22 protein-coding genes are annotated in these 23,345 nt (G+C 64.8%); 7 read left to right on the top strand and 15 right to left on the bottom strand.

Annotated features, from left to right (window positions below):
- Positions 1–4: 4 nt before the first annotated feature.
- Both paaB and paaA read right to left on the bottom strand, forming a co-directional pair.
- Positions 5–289 carry a 1,2-phenylacetyl-CoA epoxidase subunit PaaB gene (gene paaB, locus FHS02_RS07045; protein WP_137314721.1) on the bottom strand — a complete coding sequence of 95 codons (285 nt, stop codon included), beginning with the start codon at positions 287–289 and terminating at the stop codon, positions 5–7.
- A gap of 10 nt (positions 290–299) precedes the next feature.
- Positions 300–1,289 carry a 1,2-phenylacetyl-CoA epoxidase subunit PaaA gene (gene paaA / locus FHS02_RS07040; protein ID WP_137314722.1) on the bottom strand — a complete coding sequence of 330 codons (990 nt, stop codon included), beginning with the start codon at positions 1,287–1,289 and terminating at the stop codon, positions 300–302.
- Positions 1,290–1,404: 115 nt separating this feature from the next.
- On the opposite strand from paaA, the gene paaX reads away from it, so the two are divergent.
- On the top strand, positions 1,405–2,370 hold the full coding sequence (gene paaX / locus FHS02_RS07035; protein WP_137314723.1) for a phenylacetic acid degradation operon negative regulatory protein PaaX: 966 nt from the start codon (positions 1,405–1,407) through the stop codon (positions 2,368–2,370).
- A gap of 27 nt (positions 2,371–2,397) precedes the next feature.
- On the opposite strand, the gene FHS02_RS07030 is transcribed toward paaX, so the two are convergent.
- The 4 genes from FHS02_RS07030 to FHS02_RS07015 all read right to left on the bottom strand — a co-directional run bounded on the left by FHS02_RS07030 (position 2,398) and on the right by FHS02_RS07015 (position 8,361).
- Positions 2,398–4,794 (bottom strand): diguanylate cyclase domain-containing protein, encoded by a 2,397-nt coding sequence (locus FHS02_RS07030; RefSeq protein WP_137314724.1) that lies wholly within the window; start codon positions 4,792–4,794, stop codon positions 2,398–2,400.
- A gap of 172 nt (positions 4,795–4,966) precedes the next feature.
- Positions 4,967–6,835 carry a putative bifunctional diguanylate cyclase/phosphodiesterase gene (locus tag FHS02_RS07025; protein ID WP_137314725.1) on the bottom strand — a complete coding sequence of 623 codons (1,869 nt, stop codon included), beginning with the start codon at positions 6,833–6,835 and terminating at the stop codon, positions 4,967–4,969.
- A 152-nt stretch (positions 6,836–6,987) separates the two neighbouring features.
- Positions 6,988–7,341 (bottom strand): nuclear transport factor 2 family protein, encoded by a 354-nt coding sequence (locus FHS02_RS07020; RefSeq protein WP_137314726.1) that lies wholly within the window; start codon positions 7,339–7,341, stop codon positions 6,988–6,990.
- A gap of 105 nt (positions 7,342–7,446) precedes the next feature.
- Complete coding sequence (locus FHS02_RS07015; protein ID WP_137314727.1) at positions 7,447–8,361, bottom strand: NAD(P)/FAD-dependent oxidoreductase; 915 nt, start codon at positions 8,359–8,361, stop codon at positions 7,447–7,449.
- A 96-nt stretch (positions 8,362–8,457) separates the two neighbouring features.
- On the opposite strand from FHS02_RS07015, the gene FHS02_RS07010 reads away from it, so the two are divergent.
- Positions 8,458–8,901 (top strand): Rrf2 family transcriptional regulator, encoded by a 444-nt coding sequence (locus tag FHS02_RS07010; protein ID WP_137314728.1) that lies wholly within the window; start codon positions 8,458–8,460, stop codon positions 8,899–8,901.
- Positions 8,902–8,916: 15 nt separating this feature from the next.
- Here FHS02_RS07010 and FHS02_RS32045 read toward each other — a convergent pair whose 3' ends face one another.
- The 8 genes from FHS02_RS32045 to FHS02_RS06970 all read right to left on the bottom strand — a co-directional run bounded on the left by FHS02_RS32045 (position 8,917) and on the right by FHS02_RS06970 (position 18,656).
- The gene (locus FHS02_RS32045; protein ID WP_137314729.1) at positions 8,917–10,146 is read right to left on the bottom strand and encodes a sensor histidine kinase; all 1,230 of its coding nucleotides are present in this window, start codon (positions 10,144–10,146) and stop codon (positions 8,917–8,919) included.
- Positions 10,143–11,702: an ATPase domain-containing protein gene (locus tag FHS02_RS07000; protein ID WP_175424839.1), complete on the bottom strand. Its 1,560-nt coding sequence runs from the start codon at positions 11,700–11,702 to the stop codon at positions 10,143–10,145. Before FHS02_RS07000 ends, FHS02_RS32045 begins: the two co-directional genes overlap by 4 nt.
- 132 nt (positions 11,703–11,834) lie before the next feature.
- Entirely contained in the window at positions 11,835–12,941 is a 1,107-nt protein-coding gene (locus FHS02_RS06995; protein ID WP_217496835.1) for a DUF1176 domain-containing protein, read from the bottom strand.
- Between the two features lie 5 nt (positions 12,942–12,946).
- A complete protein-coding gene (locus FHS02_RS06990) occupies positions 12,947–13,288 on the bottom strand; it encodes a YciI family protein (protein ID WP_137314731.1) in 342 nt (113 codons plus the stop codon).
- Between the two features lie 265 nt (positions 13,289–13,553).
- Positions 13,554–15,155, bottom strand: coding sequence for an alkaline phosphatase D family protein (locus FHS02_RS06985; protein ID WP_137314732.1), 1,602 nt, complete (start codon positions 15,153–15,155; stop codon positions 13,554–13,556).
- Between the two features lie 244 nt (positions 15,156–15,399).
- The gene (locus FHS02_RS06980) at positions 15,400–16,317 is read right to left on the bottom strand and encodes a hypothetical protein (protein WP_137314733.1); all 918 of its coding nucleotides are present in this window, start codon (positions 16,315–16,317) and stop codon (positions 15,400–15,402) included.
- Positions 16,314–17,429, bottom strand: coding sequence for a type IV toxin-antitoxin system AbiEi family antitoxin (locus FHS02_RS06975; protein WP_221403797.1), 1,116 nt, complete (start codon positions 17,427–17,429; stop codon positions 16,314–16,316). The genes FHS02_RS06980 and FHS02_RS06975 overlap by 4 nt, the downstream gene beginning before the upstream one ends.
- Before the next feature lie 129 nt (positions 17,430–17,558).
- Positions 17,559–18,656 (bottom strand): TRAP transporter substrate-binding protein, encoded by a 1,098-nt coding sequence (locus FHS02_RS06970; RefSeq protein WP_137314735.1) that lies wholly within the window; start codon positions 18,654–18,656, stop codon positions 17,559–17,561.
- Positions 18,657–18,763: 107 nt separating this feature from the next.
- Between FHS02_RS06970 and FHS02_RS06965 the strand changes: the two genes are divergently transcribed.
- Positions 18,764–19,888 carry a M14 family metallopeptidase gene (locus FHS02_RS06965; RefSeq protein ID WP_137314736.1) on the top strand — a complete coding sequence of 375 codons (1,125 nt, stop codon included), beginning with the start codon at positions 18,764–18,766 and terminating at the stop codon, positions 19,886–19,888.
- On the opposite strand, the gene FHS02_RS06960 is transcribed toward FHS02_RS06965, so the two are convergent.
- The gene (locus FHS02_RS06960; protein ID WP_137314737.1) at positions 19,809–20,627 is read right to left on the bottom strand and encodes a helix-turn-helix domain-containing protein; all 819 of its coding nucleotides are present in this window, start codon (positions 20,625–20,627) and stop codon (positions 19,809–19,811) included. The two genes, FHS02_RS06965 and FHS02_RS06960, sit on opposite strands and share 80 nt — an antisense overlap.
- Before the next feature lie 128 nt (positions 20,628–20,755).
- Between FHS02_RS06960 and FHS02_RS06955 the strand changes: the two genes are divergently transcribed.
- The 4 genes from FHS02_RS06955 (at position 20,756) to FHS02_RS06940 (ending at position 23,261) form a co-directional block, all read left to right on the top strand.
- Positions 20,756–21,151, top strand: coding sequence for a hypothetical protein (locus tag FHS02_RS06955; RefSeq protein ID WP_137314738.1), 396 nt, complete (start codon positions 20,756–20,758; stop codon positions 21,149–21,151).
- Positions 21,151–22,008, top strand: coding sequence for a DUF2145 domain-containing protein (locus FHS02_RS06950; RefSeq protein ID WP_137314739.1), 858 nt, complete (start codon positions 21,151–21,153; stop codon positions 22,006–22,008). The genes FHS02_RS06955 and FHS02_RS06950 overlap by 1 nt, the downstream gene beginning before the upstream one ends.
- Positions 22,009–22,092: 84 nt before the next feature.
- Positions 22,093–22,488, top strand: a complete 396-nt coding sequence (locus FHS02_RS06945) for a hypothetical protein (protein WP_137314740.1) — start codon at positions 22,093–22,095, stop codon at positions 22,486–22,488.
- Positions 22,485–23,261 carry a DUF2145 domain-containing protein gene (locus FHS02_RS06940; RefSeq protein ID WP_137314741.1) on the top strand — a complete coding sequence of 259 codons (777 nt, stop codon included), beginning with the start codon at positions 22,485–22,487 and terminating at the stop codon, positions 23,259–23,261. Before FHS02_RS06945 ends, FHS02_RS06940 begins: the two co-directional genes overlap by 4 nt.
- Positions 23,262–23,345 lie beyond the last annotated feature (84 nt).

Here is a 23,345-nt window from a genome sequence, read left to right as displayed (position 1 = left end):
GGCCTTACAGGTTCTTCACTTCTTCCGGCATCGGGAAGAAGGTGGGGTGGCGGTACACCTTGCTGTTGGCGGGCTCGAACAGCGCCTCCTTGTCGAACGGGCTGCTGGCCACGATGTCCGCCGCGCGCACCACCCAGATCGACACGCCTTCGTTGCGGCGCGTGTAGACGTCGCGGGCGTTATTGAGCGCCATCGCCGCGTCCGGCGCGTGCAGGCTGCCCACGTGCTTGTGGGCCAGGCCATGCTGGCTGCGGATGAAGACTTCCCACAGGGGCCATTCCTTGCTCATTGCTGTCTCCTCAGGCTGCGGCTTTGTCGGTTGCGTGTTTTTCCGCATGCGCAACGAGCGCATCGCGGAACCACTGGCCATCGTCCCAGGCCTTGACGCGGGTGCGCAGGCGCTCGCGGTTGCACGGGCCGTTACCCTGCAAAACGGCGTGGAACTCGGCCCAGTCGATTTCGCCGAAGTCGTAGTGGCCCCGTTCGGCGTTCCATTTCAGGTCGGGATCGGGAATCGTCAGGCCGAGGAACTCGGCCTGCGGCACGGTCTGGTCGACCATGCGCTGGCGCAGCTCGTCGTTGGAGAACAGCTTGATGCGCCATTGGGTGGATTGCGCGCTGTTGACGGAGTTCGCGTCCGACGGGCCGAACATCATCAGCGACGGCCACCACCAGCGGTTCAGCGCATCCTGCGCCATCGCCTTCTGCTCCGCCGTGCCATTGCACAGCGCCAGCATGATGTCGTAGCCCTGGCGGGCGTGGAACGATTCTTCCTTGCAGACGCGGATCATGGCCCGCGAATACGGCCCGTACGAGCAGCGGCACAGCGGGATCTGGTTGATGATCGCCGAGCCGTCGACCAGCCAGCCGATGGCGCCCATGTCCGCCCACGACAGCGTGGGGTAGTTGAAGATGCTGGAGTACTTGGCCTTGCCCGAATGCAGCGCCTGCAGCAGCTCGTCGCGCGACACACCCAGCGTTTCGGCAGCGCTGTACAGGTACAGGCCGTGGCCCGCTTCGTCCTGGATCTTCGCCAGCAGGATCGATTTGCGCTTCAGCGTGGGCGCGCGCGTCACCCAGTTCCCCTCCGGCAGCTGGCCGACGATTTCCGAGTGGGCGTGCTGGGAGATCTGCCGGATCAGCGTCTTGCGGTAAGCCTCCGGCATCCAGTCCTTCGGCTCGATCCTGATGCCGTCGTCGATGCGTGCCTGGAAGGCGCGCTCTTCGGCGCTCATGTCATCGACGGTGCGGACATTCTTCAGCCCGGTTTCCACCATTTGTGCGTACATGCTTGTCTCCTCCGTGTACTTTCCAGCCATAATACGATACACAATTTTATTTGCAAGCTGTTTTTGTGTGTCATGTTGAAAGCCCGTATCGTGTCCGGCTCGGTACAATGGCGGCATGAACGATGACTTGACTGCCTGGATTACCCGCTTCCTGCAAGAAGACCCGCCCCGCGCGAAATCGCTGGTGATGACGGTCTTCGGCGATACGGTCGTGCCCCACGGCGGCCTGGCCTGGCTGGGCAGCCTGATCGGCCTGCTGGCGCCGTTCGGCGTGAACGACCGGCTGCTGCGCACCTCGGTGTTCCGGCTGGCGCAGGAGGGCTGGCTGGTCTCTCAGCGCGACGGGCGGCGCAGCCATTACACGATCACCCCGGCGGCGGCGCAGCGCTTCGCCCGCGCGTTCCGGCGCGTGTACGCGGCGCCCAATGTGCACTGGCATGGCAGCTGGACGTTCGTGCTGGGCACCAACGGCCTGTCGACGCCCGAACGGGCCGCGCTGCGCAAGGAACTGCTGTGGGAGGGCTACAGCATGGTGGCGCCGGGCATCGCGGGGCACCCCGCCGGCGATGCCGAGGCGCTCGACGACCTGCTCGGCCGGCTCGGCATGCGCGGCAAGGTATATGTCGTGCAGGCCGCCCAGCTGCCCGGCGTGCAGGGCAAGCCGCTGGCGGACCTGGTCGCCGAGGGCTGGGATCTGCGGGAGGTGGCGGCGGGCTACGAGAACTTCATCGAACGGTTCGCGCCGCTGCGCGCGCTGCTCGCCGGCGGTGGCGTCGCGGCCGAACGCGCATTCGTCGTGCGCACGCTGCTGATCCACGCCTACCGGCGCGTGCAGCTGCACGATCCGCAATTGCCTGTCGAGCTGCTGCCCGAGCCGTGGCCAGGCGCCGCCGCCTATGCGCTGGCGCGCGAGCTGTACCTGTCGACGTACGCACCCGCCGAAGAGTACGTGCTGGACGCGCTGCGGCAGGAGCAGCCGGATGTGCCGGATGCCGGGCCGGCATTCTTCGAACGCTTCGGCGGGTTGCGCCAGCCAGCCCGCAGTGGCGGCGAAAGCCGGCAGCCGGACCGGCACCGATAACGGCCGGCAGCCTCCAGTCCTGCCTCGCTACAGCGCGACGACGCGGTTCTTGCCGCCCAGTTTTGCCTGGTACATGCGCTGGTCGGCCAGCTGGATGATGGCCTCGATATCGTCTTTCGGATCGTCGGCCTCCAGTACGACCAGGCCCACGCTGGCGCCGATGCGCGTCGTCCGGCCGCCGATCTCGAACGGCGCCTGCATTTCGCCCACGATCTTCCCGGCGACAGCGCCGGCGGCTTCATGGGCCGGCTGCTTCATATCCTCGAGGATGACGGTGAATTCGTCGCCGCCGAGGCGGGCCACGGTATCGGTGCTGCGTACCGCCGCGGTCATGCGCCCCGCGACCGCGACCAGCAGCTCGTCCCCCGCGTGATGGCCCATCGTGTCATTGACCCGCTTGAACCCATCCAGGTCGATGAACATCAGCGCCAGCGCACAGCGATTGCGATGGCTGCGCGCCAAGGCGATACGCAACCTGTCGTTGAACAGGCTGCGGTTGGCAAGGCCGGTCAGCGAATCGTATTGCGCCATCCGTTCGAGCTTCTGTTCGAGCGCCAGCCGCTCGGTGATGTCGCGCATGATGCCGACGAACTGGCGTTCGGACCCTACCGACGCAGCCGTGATCGTCAGCTCGAGCGCAAACCGCGTGCCGTCCTTGCGCAGCCCTTCGACCTTGACGTTGGGCGTTCCGATCAGCCGCGGCGGTCCGCCGGCCGCTGCACGGGCCAGCCCGCTTTCATGCGCCGCGCGCGACTCCGGCGGTATCAGCGTGGCCACGTCCTGGCCGACGAGTTCATTGCCTTCGTAACCGAATATGCTGCTGGCAGCCGGATTGGCCTCCCGTATGCGCCCCCTGCCGTCGATCGTGATGATCCCCTCGCCCACCGCGGACATCAGCGTGCGGATCTCGGTGGCGGCGCGTTCGGCGCGCGCTTCCGATTCGTGCATGCGGGTGACCAGCGGATCCATCTGCGAATACAGCGCAAAGGCACCGGCAATGGAGATCAGCACGATGACCGGCGCACCGAATTCGAGTGCGCCGCGAATCACGCTGTAAGCCTCGACGGTGTCCTGCTTTGCCACGAGACCCAGGCCCGGGAATATCGGGCCATATGCGGCGACGACATTGTTGCGGCGGTAATCGTGCGCATAGACGACGCCGGTTTTGCCCTCCAGCGCATATTCCATCGGTAACTTCTGCTTGCCTCGACCGGCACGCAGATCGATATGGAACACGTTTTCGTTGCGGCTGTTCGGCAGGCAGACCAGTTCGTCCCGCTGCCGGATGCATGCGGACAGCTCGGCGCTGCGCCCCAGTGTGGCAACATCGAACAGCGAGCGGTTGAACGCTTCCAGCGACCTGTCGAGGCGGACATAGCCGATCAGCCGCCCGTCCTGCATGACAGGCACGCGCACCCGCAGCATCTGTATGCCGTTCCACACCAGCTCGGTACCGTCGTTATCGAGCGGAGCGGCGAACCTGGCAGGCGCTTCGAATTCGCCCATTTCGTTCACGACGCGCCGCGCCGCATCTTCGACGGCAACATGCGGATAACCTTCGGCAAGGAGGCGCCTCGCCACGTCGTCAAAGGTGCCTTCATGGCTGCCCAGCGGACGTCCAAGCAGCATGGGAAGGGCCGCATCGACCGCGCCGACCATCCGCAGTTCGGTCTTCGCATGCTGGACGATTTCTCCGGTGATCGTGGCCAGCCAGGGCGCCCTGCCCTGCACCACGGAACGGAGGCGGCCTTCGATGGCCCTCTCCAGCGACTCCTGCATGAGCACGAATCCGGTGAGCCCCACGGTGGTCGTCACGACAATGAGGATCGCAGTCCCCAGCACGCGCACTTTTGCCGCCTCGGTAAAGTAGGCGGGGCCGGCAAACCAGCCGGCAGCGAACCAGCTCGCCCACAGCCCGATGGCGGCGGCAATCATGCCGCATGCGGTATGGATCGCCATCCTCGCCGAGCGCGACCAGCCGAACAGCAGGTCGGGCGCGAGCAGGTAGCCGATCAGCCCCGTCAGGCCAATGGTCAGGACGCAAAAGGTCAGCACCACGACGAAATAGGCCTTTGCGCGCGTATCCACCCGCCGCAAGACAATATTCACGGCACCGAACAGCATGAATCCCAGTGCGGTATTGGGTGCCATGCGGCCGGGGCGGGTATTGCCATAGTCGAGCCAGTGGTGCACCCATGCCATGTCGATGCCAAGGCTGGCGTCGCGCATGTGTTCCACCAGGGTCATGCTGCACAGGATCAGCAGGAACCAGCCGATGAGGGTGCGCGGCACGCCCCTGGCATGGTCGCCGAGCATCAGGGCAAGTCCAGCCAGGGCGAAACCCAGGCCGGTGTTGAACACCATCGGCACGAGCCCGTGCACGATACTCACCATGCCCGGCACCTGCAGGAGCCAGCCGAGCATGGTGTTGGCTCCCAGGACTAACAGGGTCGCCCCTAACAACCGTTGCAGGTTCAAACAGCCTCTTTCCAGGAAGATTCGCAGATACGGGCACCAGCCTCCGAAAGCGGCGCAGGCATGCCGGCCAGGTGCGCTGCGGGGCCGTACACGCCTCCGGTCCCGTGCGGATGACCGGTCATGCCTCGCTCGCAGAGAAGGCGGAGGCCTGGTCCAGCTGCGCCGGTGTCATGGGCCGTCCAAAGTAGAACCCCTGCATTTCCTGGCAGCCCAGCTTCATCAGCAGCGCCACCTGATCCGCTGTTTCGACACCCTCGGCAATGACGTCGATACCCAGGCCCTCGCAGATGTCGATGACGCCTTTGACGATGGCCTGGGACCGCGCATCGTCGCGCAGCCCGGCGATGAAGGCGCGGTCGATCTTGAGCTTGTCGACCGGCAGGCGCAGCAGGTAGGAAAGACTGGAGTAGCCGGTGCCGAAATCATCGATGCTGAGGGTGATACCCATCCCCTTGAGCTCCTGCATGATCGCGATGGCGCGCTCGACATCGCAAACGGCGACCGATTCCGTCAGTTCGAGTTCCAGCAGGCTGGCCGGCAGCCCGCTGTCGATCAGCGCCGACCGGACCGCCCCGACGATGTCGCCATGCAGGAACTGCCTGGGCGACAGGTTCACCGCCACTGCGGAAAACGCCTTGCCTTCACTGAACCACCGATACGCTTGCCGGCACGCGGCGACAAGCGCCCATCGGCCGACTTCGACGATGATGCCGCTCTCCTCGGCGATCGGGATGAAGTCGGCAGGCGGAACGATGCCCAGCGCAGGATGACGCCAGCGCAGCAGGGCTTCGACACCGGTCGGCTGCATGGTGCCGGGGCATGTCTTGACCTGGTAGACCAGGAAGAACTCGTCGCGCTGGGCGGCCGAGCGCAGGTCATGTCCGAGCGCACGGTGGCCCAGGCGGCTGAGCGCGCGATTGTATTGGCACATCAGCCCGTGGCCGAGCGCCTTGGCCTGCCGCACGGCCTCATGGGCGGTATCGAGCAGCTCCGCCGCATCGTCGCTGCCCCTTGCCAGCGGAACGTAGCCGGTAGTGATACTGCAAGGCACGGTCAAGGCGTCGCCGATGACCAGCCGGTTCAGCGCTTCATGGATGTGGCCGAGACGGGCGATACCGGACTGGAAATCGGGCTGGCGGCGCAACAGGAAGGCAAACAGGCCACCGCCGATGCGGGCAGCCACGTCGCCGGGATCGCTGGCCAGGATCAGGCGCTCGCCGATCGCGGCAATGAGCCGGTCGCCACTGACGTGGCCCAGCCTTTCATTGATCGCCGACAGGTTGTCGATATCGATCAGCGCCAGCAACCCGCTCGCGTTACCGTCGGTGCCTTGCGCCAGGGCCTCATGGATTGCCTTGTCGATCGCATACCTGCTCGGCAGCCCCGTCAGATGATCGCGCGCGAGCCGGTCGTTCAGGAACTGCATGGGATCGCCCGCGCTCCCGGCGGAAGTGATCGTCCAGCTGTTCAGGGCGTCGACCGAGTCGATCGTCGCCTGCCGCAAATGGAGCAGGTCCTCGACCGTACGGGCCAGCGACTTCAGCAGCCGGATTTCCTCGGCAGTCAGTTCGCGCGGCACCGTGTCGATGACGCACAGCGTGCCGATACGATGATTCGCCGAATGAATGGGCACGCCCGCATAGAATCGAATCCCCGGCGCGCCGACGACCAGGGGATTCGACGCAAAGCGCGGGTCGCGGTTGGTATCGGTCACGATGAACGGTTCATCGGACAGGATGGCATGCCCGCAAAAGGACACATCCCTGCCCGTTTCCCGCGCCTGCAGCCCGCAACTCGACTTGAACCATTGCCGGTCCTTGTCGATGAGGGAGATCAGGCTGACGGGCACGTTCAACGATGCGCAGACGATGCGCGTGAGCCTGTCGAAGACCTCCTCAGGCAGCGTATCGAGCAACTGGGATGCATAGAGCGCCTCCAGCCTCCCTTCTTCATCGGCAGGCAGCGGCGGACGTGAATAGTCGTTCATGTCATCGCCCTTGGAATTGTCGTGGACAAATGCAGCATTTCACCCATACGTAACGTTAAGTATGATAGCTGCCAAATTACCACATGCACGCGAGGCCGTGGCCTCCAGTGCTTCGCCGGGCTTCCCGCCAGTTCCTGCCGCCAGTTCTCCCGCTAGCGTCCGACCGGGATGACGAATGCCCTGAGCTCGGCCAGCTTGCCGTCACGCAGCCGCCACACGTCGCAGTAGGTGTTGTGCACCGTATTGCCGGCATCGTCCCGGCTGTCGATCTCGCCGAGGGCGATGACATGATCGCCTTCGGCCACCAGTTCGCGCATGGTAAACACGGGCGGCTGCACGTATTCCCTTGCCATCAGGCGGCGCACCGCCTCCTTGCCGTGCAGCGTTTCGCCGCCCACGGTGGACCAGACGACATCGTCCACGCAGTACGACAGGAACCCTTCGTTGTCACCGGCGGCGACCGCCGCATTCGCCTGTTGCAGCACACGCTTGTTCGCATCGGACATCTGCATTCTCCTTGTCTTCGTTCGCCCCGCTTCAGCGGATTCGAGAGTAGCAGACCCGCGCCGCGCACGGCGCGACCGTATCGCGATGACCCGCTTCGCGGCGCCCTAGCCGAACACCAGCGACTGGTGCGCATGCACGCCGGCCAGCATGCCGGCCGCGGATGCCAGCGTCGCGCTATGCATCGGCGTGGCCGCGTCGCCGGCGGCGAAGACGCCGGGCACGGTGGTCTGCTTGCGCTCGTCCACGCGCAGGTACGGCCCGGACGGCCCGTCGTCGAATGCGCAGCCCAGCTGCCCGGCGAGCGGACTGGCCGGCAGCGTCATCGGCGACACGAACAGCGCGCCCAGCGGCACCACGCGGCCGTCGGCCAGGCACGCCGCATCGAGACCCGGTGCGCTGCCCAGCAGCGCGACGATGGGCGTGCGCTCGATCGCGACCCCGCGCGCCGCCAGCAGCGCGGCCTGTTCCCCCGCCGGCTCTTCGCCGCCTTGCGTAAACAGCGTCGCCGGTCCCCAGTCCGGAATCATCGCCGCCTTGTGCGCGGCCATCGCGTCGCCGCCCAGGATGCCCAGCGGCTGGCCCGCCACTTCATAGCCATGGCAATACGGGCAGTGGATGACGGTGTGTCCCCAGCGCTCCGCCAGGCCCGGCAACGCGGGCAGTTCGTCGCGCACGCCGGTGGCCAGTACGAGGCGCTTACCGCGTTCCTGGCGCTCCTGGCGCTCGCCGGCCACGCTGTCGATCGCCACGAGAAAGCCGCCTTCCGACTGGATGGCGGCGGTGGCCGCCCCGTCCGCGAACGTCACGGTCGGATAGCGGGCCAGCTGCTGCCGGGCCTCGGCGCGGATCTGCTGCGGCGGCTTGCCGTCGTGCCCCAGGAAGCCCTGCGCGCTGGCGGCGAACCGGTTGCGCGGCGCGCCGGCGTCGACCAGCAGCACGCTGCGCCGCGCCCGCGCCAGTTGCAGCGCCGCCGACAGGCCGGCAAAGCCGCCGCCCACGATGATGGCATCGAACATGATCGCTCCTTATGTACTTTGTGGAGTTACATGATATCGCAAAAAATCCGATCAAGAAACTTCATTTGTTACTTGAGCGCTGTTTGCTATGATCGCGGCATGAGACACGACAGCCGCCTTTCCCGCATGCTCCATGTGCTGATCCACATGGACAGCCTCGACGCGCCCGCCACATCGGAGACAATCGCGGCGATGCTGGGCACCAATCCCGTCGTGGTGCGCCGGACGATGGCGGGCTTGCGCGAGCAGGGTTATGTGCAGTCCGGCAAAGGGCACGGCGGCGGCTGGCTGCTGACGCGGCCGCTGGACCGGATCACGCTGCTCGACATCCACCGCGCGCTGGGCGAGCCGCCCGTCTTTGCGATCGGCACGACGGACGAACATGCGAACTGCCTGGTCGAGCGCGCCGTCAACGCGGAGCTCGGCGATGCGATGCGGGAAGCGGAACGGATCCTGCTGGAGCGCTTCGGTAGCGTGACGCTGGCCGACCTGGCAAGGGGTGTGAAGAAAAAGACGGCAAAGACGCGGCTGCCGGCCGGCTAGGAATACCAGCCCCGTTCAACCGGCCGCGACCGGCAGCCGGATCGAAAAGGTGGCACCCTTGCCGCGCCCGGCGCTGCTGACGCTCAGCGTGCCGCGATGAAGCTCGACGATGCGGCGGGCGATGTACAGCCCCAGTCCCAGGCCCGTGGCGTTATTGTCCTGCTGCAGCGTGAAGGCATTGAACACGTGCGGCAGGTCGTCCGCTTCGATACCCTGCCCTGAGTCGGCGATATCGATCGCGACCATGCCGTCGCTGCAGCCGGCACTGATGCGGATAATGCCGCCTTCCGGCGTGAATTTGGTGGCATTGATCAACAGGTTCCAGATCACCTGCTGCAGGCGCCGGCCATCGGCCTGCAGGCGGATGCCGTCGCCATGATCGGCCGGCGTGACCTGCATGACGATGCGCTTCATGTGCGCGGACGTTTCCACGGTCGAGATCGCATCGCGCAGCACCTGCCCCAGCATGACCGGCGTGCGGGTGATCGACATCTGGCCGGTCAGCGTGCGCGCGGCATCGATCAGGTCGTCGACCATGCCCGCTTCCTGGCGCACGTGCACACGCATCGTTTCCAGCCCGCTGACGACGGCCGGCGGCAGGTCGGGGATGGTGCGCAGCATCATCTCGATGCGCAGCGACAGGGCCGACAGCGGCGTGCGCATTTCATGCGACACCGTGGCCAGGAACAGCTCGCGCGTGCGGTTCACGCGCGTCAGGTCGTCGATGATCTCGCGCTGCCGGTCGAGCGTGCGGCACAGCGTGCCCAGCAGCGTGGTATAGGTTTCCATGCGCTGCGCGGACACGGGCGCGTCGAGGCGTACTTCGTTCCACAGCACGTGGCCCGGCAGGCCGATCTGCCGGGCGATCTGTTCGCATTCGAGCGGCGAGCTGAAGTCGGCGAAGCGCCAGCCGAACACCACCACGCCGTAGAGCTTGCCACCCAGCAGCAGCGGCTGCGTGCACACGCGCAGCCCGCAGAACTGTGCCGACGCGGGCTGGCCGTCGGCGCACACCGATTGCACCAGCGAGCGCTCGATCGCCGTGCCCGGGCCGTCCTCGGCCCACAGGGTGGAACGGGCCAGCAGGGCGGCCAGGCGCGAGCCCGTCTTGGGACCGATGCGGCGCACGCCGGCGATGTCGAAGGCGGACGCGACGAGGCCTGTCGCCTCGCTGAACTGGAGCAGCGGCGTTTCCCAGTCGGCCCAGTCGACCGGCGTATTGCCCGGCAAATTGGCCGTGATCACTGCGGCTTTTCGGTTGGCAGGTCGGCCGATTCCGGCATGGGCTCGCCCTTGGCGACGGCGCCCTCGATCAGCGGACTCTGGCGTGATGGGGAGCGCGACAGCAGACCGTAATACGAGGAGAACGGCAGCTGCGGCACGGCGCCGGACTGGGTATCGTTGTCGCTCTCGTCGAGCAGCAGCAGGCCACCCACGCCGATGGTGTACTCGCGCGTGACCTGCTGGTTGCGGCTGCCGCGCACTTTCGGCACGGCAATGGCCCGGCGCAGCACGGTGGACACTTCCACGTAGTTCAGCAGGATGATGTTGTCGACCAGGTGCGAGCCCTTGAGCTCTTCGCTGATCTGCGACACGCCCAGCAGTTCCGGGCTCTCGTAATTGAACAGCGTGGTGGCCAGGCGGTTCTTGAAGAACGTGGCCAGCGCATACAGGTAGTCGGCGACCTCGTTCCGGCTGGTCATTTCGTATACGGCGATGGAATCGAACACCACGCAGTCGATGCCCTGCTCTTCGACGAGCTTGACGATACGCTCGAAGTGCACATCGAGTTCCAGCTCCAGCGGCGATTCGTAATGGATGAACAGCTGGCCCGCGTCGACCAGGGCCTGCAGGTCGAAGCCGAGCGAGCGGGCGTTGCGCATCAGCTGGGCCGGGTGTTCGTCCAGGCTGACCAGCATCGCCTTGTGCCCGTTCTTGATCGCATGCGTGAGGAACTGGACGCTCAGCACCGTCTTGCCGGTACCGGAGATGCCGCTCACCAGCGTGACGGAGCCCTTGTAGATGCCGCCATCCATCATCTTGTCGATCGCCGGCGAGCCGGTCGACAGGCGTTCTTCCGACGTGGGCTGGTCGACCGACGCCACGGGGCGCGACTGGGCGCGGCGGTACACATGCACGCCCACCGACGGCTCGATGCGCATCGTGTGGCTGCCGCCGATGAAATCCTGGCCGCGCGACTTCATCACCGCCAGCCGGCGATGCACGCGGCGGCGCATTTCTTCCCGCGTCAGCGAAATGATGGTGTCGAAGACAAAGCGCTCGTGGGCCGACACGCCGGTCATCGACTCGTCCTTTTCGGCCGTGACCATGGCGGTCACGCCCAGCCGCGTCAAGCCTTCGATCAGCAGGTGCACATCTTCGCGGAACGGCAGGTCGTTGACCTCGGCATACAGGCGCATCGGTGTCAGGCCGTCGATGAGCAGGCGCTTGGCGCCCATTTCCCGCAGCGCTGCCGTGAAAGCGCCATCCTCGCTGCGGAATTCGCTCAGCAGTACAGCCGGGCTGGTCTGGATGATCTTGATCTTGCCCTGGTCGATCATGCCCTGCAGGTCCCAGTCGAAGCCGGCCGCGTCGCGCAGCAGCTTGGCCGGATCGAGCTCGAACGAGACGATGGCGCCCGGTTCGCCGTGGTCGCGCGCGCCATGGTAGATGAAGCCCAGGCCGAGCGTGGTCTTGCCGGAGCCCGGCGGGCCCTCGACGATCAGGTTGTTGTTCCGTGGAATTCCGCCATGCAATATTTCGTCAAGACCCATGACGCCGGTCTTCACCCAGTCATTCATTCGAGTTGCCCTTTTCATATGTTTATTCCAGCTTAACATGCGTTTGCGCAATGCACACGCGAGCATCGTGGATTGCGATCGCATGTCCAGCCCGATGCGCCCGGCAAGACTGGTCGTCGCCGGGCTGCGCCGCTATGGCCGGACCGGAGCGGGCCGCACGTCGGTCACGATGACCGGCAACGACCAGGCGCCGCCCATGTCGATGCCCCGGCACATGCCCGTCGTCCCCTTCCTGGTCTGCACGAAGCGTTTGCCGTCCCACGTCCATTCGTCGATATCCATGCAATCGAAACCGCCGGCCCACCGCGAAGCGTCGATCTTTCCTTGCAAATACGCCCTGCCGTTCGTCGTAACGAGCGTGGCAGCGAAGGGCGGCATCGCGCTGGTCGTCCAGTAGGCTTCCGCGACGTCGGATGCCCCGGCCCAGCAAGTGGTGGATGCCAGCAGCCTGGTACGCGACAGCCGGCGCATATGGATGGAATGCCCCCCGGCAGGATCGGCAAGGGCGGAACATTCGTCGCCACTGGACGCGGCAAGGGCCTGTCGCAGGGCAGCCAGGTCCGGCGTGGACAAACGGACGCGATCGGCATCGGCCGGCACGCCAGGAGCGACGACGACGGGCGCCGGCACGGCTGGTAATACATCGCGTTCGTCCCTGGTCCCCTTGGCCAGCAGGGCGCCAGGCGTGTCCAGGCGTCCCTGGAACTCGTCCATCTTCAGCATCACCGCGGCAGCGCCCTTGTTCGACAGTTTCCACGTCCGCTTGCCGTCCGTCCATTGGATATTGCCGTGACCGGGAAGCGCCGCCAGCAAGGCGGCCGTTTGGCCAGGCGCCAGGCTTGCGATCCAGTGTCCCCGCGCGAGCGTGACCTGCCCCACGGGCCTGGTGTCGATCAGCAGCGTCAACGAGCGCTTGCCGGGAAACGACTCCGTCGTTTCCTCTCCATAATGGCCGATGTGAAGTTCACCGACGACAGGCTGGTGCGGTCCGGCCTTCCGGGTCAGCAGGACCGACACCGGCAATGCCTTTTCCAGCGTGTCCGTGTCGCTGTCGCCGTCGTCTTCGTCGTTCGGTTGGGGGTGATAGCCCGCAGCACGGCAGGTGCGCGTGTTATCGCAGGCAAGTTCCCAATCGTGATGGACGAATGCGATGCCGTGCGGCTCGGCCGCCATGACTGCGCTGCCCGATGCAAGCAAGGCAAGTGCCACTACGGCGGCCTGGGCTGTCTTTACTGTCATCGGCATCAGCTTTCAGCGTCATAGTGGAACTCGCGAAGCTCCTGCGCACAACGGCAGGCGGCGGCGAGTCTGGCCGCCCATTGGACGGCGGCTGCCCTGGACGGCAGTTCGAGCACGCAGAAGCCGCCATCGAACTCCCTGGTCTGGCGGTAGGTGCCGGTAATGCAGCCTTCGTCGGCAGACACCATCACCGGCGCGACCTGGCTGTTGATGCCGCCGCCGAACACGTAGATTCCGGCAGCCTTCGCTTCCCGGATGACCGCGCGCGACGCCTCGCCGGCAGCGGCAATTTCTTCGGCGGCAACATCCATCGCATCGGCAGGAAAGGAGATGAGAAACTTTGTCATGGTGCGGTCCTCGAGGGTGACGTTGGCGGGCGGCAGGCGGGCGAAAGCCGGCTTCGGTCATGGCAGACAGGTGCGGTGCCATGCGAGGAGCGGGCATTGGTACGACGATAGACAACTTTTCCCTACATTACCAGCATCGGGGATACCGGAATGGACGAGAAAACCGGGGGAGGAAGATGGTCCACGGCCCGGGCTTGATGAAGCCCGGGCCGGGAGCGTGGAGCCGATGCCTGCGCGTCGGCAGGTGCGTCGGACAGGTGCTTCGTTACGTGCCCGCCGCCGGGATCGTCTGCGCGAACTGCGAGACGCCGTCGAGGTTGAACAGTTCGACCGTCATCGCCTTGGTGCGCGGGTCGATGTTGACTTCACCGAAGAACTGGTAGCCGGCAAACGGCGACGAGGCCTGGATCGGCGGGGCTTTCGAGAACACCACGGTGGGGCCGAAGGTGTTGTCGAGCAGGCCGGGGCCGAAGCTGCCGGCGTTCATCGGACCGGCAACGAATTCCCAGAACGGGCTGAAGTTCGTGAACTGGGCCTTGGCCGGGTCGTAATAGTGGGCCGCGCAGTAATGGACGTCGGTGGTGATCCAGACCACGTTGGGCACCGCCTTGATACTGCCGAGCAGGCGGGCCATTTCCAGCTCGCGGCCGAGCGGAACGCCGTGGTTGCCGTTGGCGACCGCTTCCCACAATGCGTTGCCCTGGCTGTCCTTGCCGTCGCCGACCTGCAGGCCGATCGGCATGTCGGCGGAAATGACCTTCCAGGTCGCCTTCGACGCTTTCAGCCCGGCGATCAGCCATTCCATCTGCTCGCTGCCCAGGAAGGCCGACGTGGCGTCTTCCGTGGTTTGCAGGTTGGTGCTGTTCGGACCGCGGTAGCTGCGCATGTCCACCACGAACACGTCGAGCAGCGGACCATGCGAGATGCTGCGGTAGATGCGCTGCGGTTCGCTTTGCTTGTAATAGCGCATCGGCGCATATTCGAGGAAGGCGCGGCGGCCGCGCTCCGTCAGCGTGGCGATGCTTTTTTCCGTATAGCGCGCGTCGGCCGACAGGTTCTTGGCGTCGCTGTAGTTGTTCGTCACTTCATGGTCGTCCCATTGCCAGACCTGCGGCACCTGGGCTGCGAACTTGCGGAAGTTGGCGTCCATCAGGTTGTACGCATAACGGCCGCGGAATTCCTTCAGCGTTTCCGCGACCTTGCTCACTTCTTCCGTGACCAGGTTGCGCCATACCTGGCCGTTTTCCGCCGTGACCTGGGCCAGGATCGGGCCGTCGGCATAGATGGTGTCGCCGTTGTGGACGAAGAAGTCCGGGTCGCGCAAACGCATCGCCTCGTAGATCTTCATGCCGCCGAAATCGGTGTTGATGCCCCAGCCCTGGCCGCACTGGTCGCCGCTCCAGTGGAAACGCACGGCGCGGTTGCTGTCGGCGGCCGGCGTGGTCCGGAACTGGCCCGACAGGGTTTCGCTTTCGATCCGCGCATTGTCGCGATCCACGTAGCGCACGCGCACGAACACCGTCTGCCCGGCGGGCAGGCCGCTCAGGTCGACACGGGTCGTGAAATCGGTGGCGTCGCTGGCATACGGGCCGGCGATGCGGCTGGCGTTGGTGAAACGGTCGCTGGTGTCGTATTCGACGATCATCTGCGCGTTGCGGTCGCTGCGGCTCCAGATGATCGCTTTATTGTCCGTAATGTCGCCGAACTGTATTCCCGACGGCATCTTGGGCCGTTCGTTTTCACTGACGCCGATGGCGGCGCTGCTGCCGCCGCAGCCTTGCAGCAGCAGCGAGCCGCCCAATGCCGAACTGCCCACCAGCACGCCGCCCCGGGACAGGAAGCGGCGGCGCGAAATAGATGAAGTCATGCTTGCTCCGGTGATCTGTGAGCAGGCAAGTGTAGGTTGCCAATATGACACGCCGATGAAGCCGGCGGGTGCAGTGGCGCTGACAGCGGCGGCATCGTGTCTGGTGGTGCCCTGGCGGGCCTGGCCGGTTATGCGGCGCCCTGCGCATCGGCGGGGCTTCGGGGGATAGTCTACCAGTTCGCAATAGTAAACTTCGCCATCGCGCGCAGCTCGACAGCGCCGGTGTAACGAAACGATGCCATACTCATTCAGCACCGCCATCGCCACGGAGTTGCGCAACTCGCTGGAGGAAGTAGTCCACCATGCCGCTCACGTCGCGTTGCTCTCGGATCCGTGTTTCTTCGTCGCCATCCTGAAGGCCGTGAAAGTTGGCTACGGCCGACGGCCCATCCTTGCGGTAACCAGGAATCTCCGGCTCGTCGCAGAAGTTCTCTGCCAGTGCTGCCAGCGCACGATCGATTGCGCCGCCGTGGGCTCCACTGGCTAGACGCTCGCTGAATGATTTGGCGACTGATTCGACGCTACCCCAGTAACGCATCACATGGATAAGGTCCGAAGCATCCTTGCGTTCATGGCGGGTCTTGAAGGCGAGCGCCTTCAGGACGATGAAGGCTACCGCATCTGCGTAGCGAATAGTCTCCTTGACTATCCCACCGTTATTGGGAAGGTCGACGACGATTTCCTTCTCCTCAAACCAGTCATGCGCAATGCCGGCATACAGGATTTGGCACGCTGAGACATCCTCGCCGTCAATTTCTACGAGAAAGGAACTCTGTTGCGGGTCGTCAGTGTGCTGCAGAAATTCGACGACAATTGGTGTGCCGCCGACGTTGTACACCCATTGCCAGGAACTTACCGGACCCTCCGGGTCGGGTTGATAGCGGACGAAGCCTCCGTCTTTCAGCTGCCGCTTCAGCTTATCGTATGTTCCTTTCGCGGCGAGTAACGTAATGTTGAGAACAACGTCGACGTCGGTCGTGCCGGCATGCTCAGGAACTTCCGGTGGCTGTGACGGCGTCAGATAGCGAGGAACCAGCCCACCTACAAGCCGCAAATCATTCTTCAATGAGCCAAATGCGCGCAGCAGCTCGACGAGTGCGATCTCACACGCCTTGGTGTGGTCGGTGTTGTACTCCGCGGCGGTCTTGTGTTTCGTGTTCACTTGCTGCTTCCTATTTTGAGCGCATGCTTGCGGAACTCTTCCGCGAGCTCTTTGTTGCGACCGTAGCCGTTGAGAAGATCCAGATACTGTATGAATCGGCTGGCAAAGCGGGAATGTGGGCGTTCAGGGTGCTCGTCCAGGAACAGTAAGGACGCGCCGGTCCGTTCGATCATGACTACGTTGGAGCCTTTATCCGCTTGAGTCAGCCCTATTGCGGACGCTAACTGCTCTGCCTCGCCTGGCTGAACAATGACTTCCACCCGATCAACCTGGGTCAATCGCGGAACGATGGCGTTGGCAGCAGCAGCCCCAGTGAGCGCCCATTCCTGCCGCGCGTGGCTGACGAATCCTTCGATGACCCGGTCAGTGATGTGCCCGCTGGGAGCATATGTGTACCAACGAGTCTTCACTTCTCGCCGCCGGGTCCACTCCTCAGCCCATGCATCAACGAGTGCTGCCGGATCACGCAAGCGGCGGCGTTGGCTGGGCCCGCTGCCCTTCGATTCGACGAAATCCAGCTGCTCAAGGGCCTGCATCGTGCTAGACACGGTATAGGTTGATGTATGCGAGAGGGAAGCGAGCTCCGCTCCGGTGATGTCCCCCTCATCAGCATTTCCATACCAATGGTAGAGCAAGGCATGGACGACTTGTTCCCGCGCCCCGCTGAACAGGGCGAAATCCTTTTTACGGGCTGGACGTATCGGTGCGCGCTCGATATCAACTAACCACGTGTGATATTTGAAGTACAGCGTTCCGCTCTGATCATAGTAGTTGATGCCCGCCTCCCGCAGAGCCTGACGCGAACCTGGACTGATCGAGTCGGCGACGAAGCATAGTTCAACTCGAGTGTCCTGAGGGGCCGTAGCTCGATACTCCATCAGATGGCTGATCGCCATCCGGACATCTCGCGGGTAGGCTATCCGTTTCATCTCGATTGCCAATACGCAGGAGCCCCCGTCCGGAGTCTTTGTTTTCACTAGTGCGTCCAAGCGTGCATTTCGACGAAGTTCGCCAAATTGCACCTCTAGCTCTTCATGTTCTGCCAAGAAACCGGTAGCGCTCTGGAGCGAACCAGTGAAATCGTGCAGTAAGGAAATATAGACGTTATCCATAGGTGCCATATTAGCTGCACAGCTAATATTAGACAATCACCTAAGTTAGATGGAAGTGCCGAATTAGCTGCGCAGCTAATCTTCGTCTCCGCAGAGGAGCATCTCTAAACATGCTCTTTTCCGCGACACTCAGCGCCGCCCTGCCGCGATCAGGTAATTCTGCATGGCCGCCTCGGCGACCGACGCCCACTGGTTCTGGTCGTGCCGGAACCTCTTCCAGGGCTCGTAGATTTTCCTGAATTTCGCGTTTCTCGCCGCTTCCTCTTCCATCACCGCGGTGGACTGCTGGTAGGCGGCGTCCATCACGTCCTTGCTGAAATTGTGCAGCTTCGCGCCGTTCCTGATCAGCCGGGCCAGCGCGGCGGGGTTGCGGGCATCGTAGTCGGCCTGCATGCGCACGTGGCATTCGTACGCGGCCGCCTCCAGCGCGGCCTGGTATTGCTTCGGCAGCTTGTCCCATCCCTTGCCGTTGACATACAGCGACAGCTGCGGGCCCGTTTCCCACCAGCCCGGCGAATAGTAGTGGGGCGCCACGCGCACCAGGCCGAGTTTCTCGTCGTCGTAGGGGCCGACCCACTCGGCGGCATCGATCGTGCCCTTCTCCAGCGCGGCATACACGTCGCCGGCGGCGATCTGCTGCGGCACCACGCCCATGCGCTCCATCACGCGCCCGGCAAAGCCGGCCACGCGCATCTTGAGGCCCTTCATGTCGGCCACCGAGCGGATCTCCTTGCGGTACCAGCCGCCCATCTGCACGCCCGTGTTGCCGCCCATGAAATTGACGATGCCATAGTCGCGGTAGAACGCGCGCAGCAGTTCGCGGCCGCCGCCCTGGTCGAACCAGGCCGTCTGCTGGCGCGACGTGAGCCCGAACGGCACGGCGCAGTCGAAGGCGAAGGTGGGATCCTTGCCGAAGTAATAGTAGGCCGGCGTGTGGCCCATCTCGACGGTGCCGGCCTGCACCGCATCCATCACCTGCAGGCCGGGCACGATTTCGCCGGCGGCGAACTGGCGGATCTGGAACTTGCCGCCGGTGAGCTGGGCGACCCGTTTCACGAAGTTCTCGGCCGAGCCGTAGATCGTGTCCAGCGTTTTGGGAAAGCTCGATGCCAGCCGCCAGCTGACGGCGGGCTGCGCCTGCGCGATGGCCGGCGTGGCGATGCCCGTGGCGATGGTTGCGGTGCCCGCCGCGGCGGCGGAACGGGTCAGGAAGGAACGGCGCTGCATCGTCGGTCTCCTTGGAATGGATGGGCCATTGTAGTACCGAAAATACAAAAGCCGTTATCATGTCGGCCTCGCGCCACACGGCGCTCCCATTCATCACAGGACACACAATGTCTATCAAGATCAGCAGCCAGTTCGACGCTGGTGCCATCGAGTTCGTCAGCGCCACCAGCGTTGGCGACATCGACCTGAACATCCGCAAGGATTCCCACGCCGACATTACCCAGTGGTTCTACTTCCGCGTCCAGGGTGCGGGCGGCATGCCGCTGACGATCCGCTTCCTGAATGCCGGCCAGGCAGCCTACCCGGATGGCTGGAAGGATTACCAGGCGGTGGCCAGCTACGACCGCGACACGTGGTTCCGCGTGCCCACCAGCTTCGACGGCGAAGTGATGACCATCGAGCACGAACCGGAATACGACAGCGTGTACTACGCCTACTTCGAGCCGTATTCGTGGGAACGCCACCTGTCGCTGCTGGACAATGCGCAGCTGTCGCCGCTGGCCGAACTGGTCGACCTGGGTTCCACCGTCGATGGCCGCGACCTGAACATGCTGGTCATCGGCGACCCGGACGCGCCGAAAAAAGTCTGGGTGATCGCGCGCCAGCATCCGGGCGAAACGATGGCCGAATGGTTCGTCGAAGGCATGGTCGAAGCGCTGCTCGACCCGGCCGATCCGTTCGCCAGCCAGTGCCTGAAACAGGCCGTGTTCTACGTGGTGCCGAACATGAACCCGGACGGCTCGGTGCGCGGCAACCTGCGCACCAATGCGGCCGGCGCGAACCTGAACCGCGAATGGAACACACCGACGATGGAGCGCAGCCCGGAAGTCTTCCTGGTCAAGCAGGCGATGCTGGAAACCGGCTGCGACCTGTGCCTCGACGTGCATGGCGACGAAGGCCTGCCTTACGTGTTCGTGGCCGGCAGCGATTCGCTGGAAAACTTCACGCCGGAGCAGAAGGCCGCGCAGGATGCCTTCATCGCCGACTTCAAGGTGGCCAGCCCCGACTTCCAGAGCGAATTCGGCTACCCGGACGCGCCGTTCACGCCGGAAGTGCTGACGATGGGTTCGCCGCACATCACCCACCTGTTCGGCTGCCTGTCGCTGACGCTGGAACTGCCGTTCAAGGACAACGCCAACGACCCGGACCCGGTCAACGGCTGGAACGGCGCCCGTTCGATGAAGCTGGGTGCCGCGGTGCTGCAACCGGTGCTGGGCGCACTGCGCCGCTGACCGCTTCCCCGCGCCGGAGCGCCGCGAAGGCCTCCGGCATCCACGGCCGCGCGGCCAGCAGGAACGTCATCGACTGCCGCGCCTCGTACGGCAGCCGGGCATCGGCCTGGTGCTGCTGCGAAAAATCGTCCGCCACCTGGCGCAGCCGTTCCAGCAGCGCCGCGGTGGAGGATGGCGACAGCATCACGCTGACCAGCCGCAGGATCTCGCCTTCGCCGTCGAAGCGCGCATCGAGGTAGTCGGCGGCCGCTTCGCGCCGGAACCAGGTCTGGATCGGGCCGTTCGGGATCCAGTCGAACGTACGCGCCACCAGCAGTTTTACGCGGTTGTTCGGCTTCAGCACGAGGAAGCCGATTTTATCCAGCCGCAGCAGATGCTTCACCGCTTCGGCTTCGGTCAGGGCGAACGTCGCCACCAGTTCGTCCACCGGTACGCCATTCAGCGCCGCCACCGCCACCAGCAGCAGCTTCGGATCGCCGATCAGCTCCTCTTCCTGCGCATAACTCAGTTGCGCGATCAGCCGTGGCGCTTCCAGCGCGGCGCGGGTCAGGTCGAGCAGGTCGATGCCGGCCGCCGCCAGCACTTCGTCGAGCCGCTGCAAGGTGAAACTGCGCTGCGCGAACATGCGCTTCACACTGGCCTCCGACATGCCGATGCGCCGCGCCAGTTCCGCGTACGTGATGCCGTGCGCCTTCAGTTCGCGCTTCAATCCCTCCACCAGCATCACGCTGCTCGACATGCTCGCTCCGTTGAAAGTATCGATTTACGATACTTTAACAGCAACGGTTTGCCACCGTGCACATGGCGGTTGCCCGCCGTACCGGCGCGGCCGATGATGCAGGCACTTTCACTTATACGGAACGAATCATGAAAAGCCTGCTCTTCGCCGCCCTGCTTTCGCTGGCCTGTGCCAACGGCCAAGCGGCCGATGCTTCGAGCCCGTCGCAGGCGGTAGGCGAAGCGTCGGGCCTTGTCGTCGCGGGCTCGCTGGCGACGGTACTGGTCGCCGGCAGCGTCGTCGCCGTCGGACTGGCGAAGGCCGGCGAAGGCGTCGACCTGCTGCTGCAAAGCGCCGTCGACGGCAGCCGCGCCACCGTGCGGCTGTCCGGCAAGGCGGCAGAGGGCCTGTCGGTTGCCGCCGGTACCGCGGTGGATGTATCGGCGACGGCCACCGGCCACCTGCTGGTCGTCTCCGGCAAGGCCATCGCGTTCATCCCGAACGAAATGGGCAAGGCACTGCTGCACAGCCGGAAGGTGAGCTGATGAAGCTGACACTGCGCAGGCTGCCGGCCCGGCAGCTGCTGACGCGGCGGCTGTGGACGCGCCGCCTGCTGCTGTGCGCGTGGCTGGGTGCCAGCCTGTTTTTGGGCTTGTTTGCCGCCCTGCCCGCGTGGGCCGGCCAGGCCTGCGAGGCCAGGCCGCTGGCCACCGCCGACGCGGCCCGCTCGCTGGATCTGGCGCTGCGCACCGTGCAGGCGCTCGATGCCAGCGGCGCGCAGGTGGCGCTGGTATCCCGCGCCGGCCAGGACCTGGGCAAGTACGGCCTGCGCTACTCGCACATGGGCATCGCGCTGCGCGACCATCCGGCCGGCCGCTGGACCGTGGTGCACGAACTCAACGAATGCGCTACCGCCTCCTCCGCGCTGTACGAGGAAGGCATGGGCAATTTTTTCCTGACGGACCTGGTGCGCCACGAAGCGCAGCTGGTCATTCCGGGACCGGTGGCGCAGGCCCGGCTGGCGCAACTGCTGGCCGGGCGCACGCCACGGCGCCTGCACGAGCAGCGCTACAACATGCTGTCGTACGTGTTTGCGACGCACTACCAGAATTCGAACCAGTGGGTGCTGGAGAACTACGCGGCGGCCAGTGCGCCGGCGGGCGACGTGGCCACGCGCGAGGAAGCGCAGGCCTGGCTGAAAAGCGCCGGCTTCGCGCCGATCACGGTGCACATCCCGCCGGCCACGCGGCTCGGCGCACGGATGTTCCGCGCCAACGTGGCATTCGACGATCACCCGTTCGACCGCCGGGTGGCGGGGAAGATCGATACGGTCAGCACGGATGCGGTGGTGCGGTTCGTGCAGCACTCTGATCACGCCGCAAAGGTGATCATCGTCCAATGACAGGCGACCACATGTTGCCTTAGATCAGCACCAGCGGACAAGGCGGACGGGATGATGGCGGCACCTCAACCCTGGAGAACCGCCATGAAACGCCTGCTCGTCCTGTCCATTGCCCTGTGCTTTTCCACCGCCGCCGTCCACACTGCGGCATTTTCCCAGTCCGACCTGTCGCACACGGCAGGAGAAATTTCCGGTGTCGTCGTCTTCGGTTCGCTGGTGGCTGGAAGCGTCATCGTCGCCGGGTCGGAGAAAGTCAGTGACGGCGTCGAACTGGTCGTCGAAAGCGTGGGCAATGCCAGCCGCTCGACGGTGCGCCTGTCCGGTGAGGCGGCAACCAGCCTGTCGATTGCGTCCGGCACGATGGTCGACGTCGTTGCCACGTCCACCGGCCACGCGCTCGTCCTGTCGGGCAAGGTGATCGCCTTCATTCCGAACGAACTTGGCAAAGCACTGCTGCGCCGCGAAAAGGTGCCGCAATGAAGGCGGCGGTGCTGGTGGCGCTGGTATTGCACTCGCCGTTCGCGCTGGCGGGGCGCAGTTGCGAAGAAGCCCCGCTACCGATCGAAGAAGTGGTGACGACGATGAACCTGGCACAGCGCACGCTGAAGGCGCTGGACGATAGCGGCGCGACCGTGGCGATGATTTCCCGCGCCGGCCAGGACTTGAGCAAGTACGGCCTCACGTACTCGCATATGGCGTTCGTGGTGCGCGACCATGCCGCCGGCCGCTGGACCGTCGTGCATGAGCTGAACGACTGCGGCACGGCCGGCTCGGACTTGTGGAACGAAGGCGTCGGCAATTTCCTGCTGATCGGCCTGCACCGCCACTCGACGCACGTGCTGGTTCCGGCGCCGCAAGTGCAGGCAAGGCTTGCCGCATTGCTCGCCTCGCGCACGCCGAGACGGCTGCACGAGCCGCACTACAACATGCTGGCGTATGCGTTTTCCACGCGCTACCAGAACTCGAACCAGTGGGTACTGGAGACTTACGCCGCCGCGAGCGCGCCAACGGGCAAGGTGGAAACGCGCGCCGAAGCGCAGGCCTGGTTGAAGGGCGCAGGCTTCACGCCGCTAACGATCGAGGTGCCGATGTTCACGCGGCTGGGTGCCCGGATGTTCCGCGCCAACGTGGCGTTCGACGATCATCCGTTCGAGCAGCGCATGACGGGGCAAATCGACACCATCACCACCGACGCGATCGTGCGCTTTGTGCAGGCGACGGATAGCACGGCAAAGGTGTTCGTCGTCGATTGAAGCCTGTATGCGCATGAGGTGATCTGCGGCATATGCGTGGAGCACCAAGGCACAGGGCGATGATGCTCGGGAGCCAGATTCGTT

This window comes from Pseudoduganella umbonata, from assembly GCF_014192225.1.
Classification (GTDB): Bacteria; Pseudomonadota; Gammaproteobacteria; order Burkholderiales; family Burkholderiaceae_D; genus Rugamonas; species Rugamonas umbonata.
Note: the sequence above shows the minus strand (reverse complement) of the source record. Positions and strands in the feature narration are given on the sequence as shown.

What these genes read in the sequence shown, in the direction of transcription:
- FHS02_RS06960 (WP_137314737.1), bottom strand. Translation starts at nt 20,627, where the DNA reads ATGTCGAGCAGCGTGATGCTGGTGGAGGGATTGAAGCGCGAACTGAAG.
- FHS02_RS06950 (WP_137314739.1), top strand. Translation starts at nt 21,151, where the DNA reads ATGAAGCTGACACTGCGCAGGCTGCCGGCCCGGCAGCTGCTGACGCGG.
- FHS02_RS07010 (WP_137314728.1), top strand. Translation starts at nt 8,458, where the DNA reads ATGAGACACGACAGCCGCCTTTCCCGCATGCTCCATGTGCTGATCCAC.
- FHS02_RS06995 (WP_217496835.1), bottom strand. Translation starts at nt 12,941, where the DNA reads ATGACAGTAAAGACAGCCCAGGCCGCCGTAGTGGCACTTGCCTTGCTT.
- FHS02_RS07000 (WP_175424839.1), bottom strand. Translation starts at nt 11,702, where the DNA reads ATGAATGACTGGGTGAAGACCGGCGTCATGGGTCTTGACGAAATATTG.
- FHS02_RS07030 (WP_137314724.1), bottom strand. Translation starts at nt 4,794, where the DNA reads ATGCTCGGCTGGCTCCTGCAGGTGCCGGGCATGGTGAGTATCGTGCAC.
- FHS02_RS06990 (WP_137314731.1), bottom strand. Translation starts at nt 13,288, where the DNA reads ATGACAAAGTTTCTCATCTCCTTTCCTGCCGATGCGATGGATGTTGCC.
- FHS02_RS06975 (WP_221403797.1), bottom strand. Translation starts at nt 17,429, where the DNA reads ATGGATAACGTCTATATTTCCTTACTGCACGATTTCACTGGTTCGCTC.
- FHS02_RS06970 (WP_137314735.1), bottom strand. Translation starts at nt 18,656, where the DNA reads ATGCAGCGCCGTTCCTTCCTGACCCGTTCCGCCGCCGCGGCGGGCACC.
- FHS02_RS06945 (WP_137314740.1), top strand. Translation starts at nt 22,093, where the DNA reads ATGAAACGCCTGCTCGTCCTGTCCATTGCCCTGTGCTTTTCCACCGCC.
- FHS02_RS06985 (WP_137314732.1), bottom strand. Translation starts at nt 15,155, where the DNA reads ATGACTTCATCTATTTCGCGCCGCCGCTTCCTGTCCCGGGGCGGCGTG.
- FHS02_RS06940 (WP_137314741.1), top strand. Translation starts at nt 22,485, where the DNA reads ATGAAGGCGGCGGTGCTGGTGGCGCTGGTATTGCACTCGCCGTTCGCG.
- FHS02_RS07025 (WP_137314725.1), bottom strand. Translation starts at nt 6,835, where the DNA reads ATGAACGACTATTCACGTCCGCCGCTGCCTGCCGATGAAGAAGGGAGG.
- FHS02_RS06955 (WP_137314738.1), top strand. Translation starts at nt 20,756, where the DNA reads ATGAAAAGCCTGCTCTTCGCCGCCCTGCTTTCGCTGGCCTGTGCCAAC.
- FHS02_RS06965 (WP_137314736.1), top strand. Translation starts at nt 18,764, where the DNA reads ATGTCTATCAAGATCAGCAGCCAGTTCGACGCTGGTGCCATCGAGTTC.
- paaB (WP_137314721.1), bottom strand. Translation starts at nt 289, where the DNA reads ATGAGCAAGGAATGGCCCCTGTGGGAAGTCTTCATCCGCAGCCAGCAT.
- paaX (WP_137314723.1), top strand. Translation starts at nt 1,405, where the DNA reads ATGAACGATGACTTGACTGCCTGGATTACCCGCTTCCTGCAAGAAGAC.
- paaA (WP_137314722.1), bottom strand. Translation starts at nt 1,289, where the DNA reads ATGTACGCACAAATGGTGGAAACCGGGCTGAAGAATGTCCGCACCGTC.
- FHS02_RS07020 (WP_137314726.1), bottom strand. Translation starts at nt 7,341, where the DNA reads ATGTCCGATGCGAACAAGCGTGTGCTGCAACAGGCGAATGCGGCGGTC.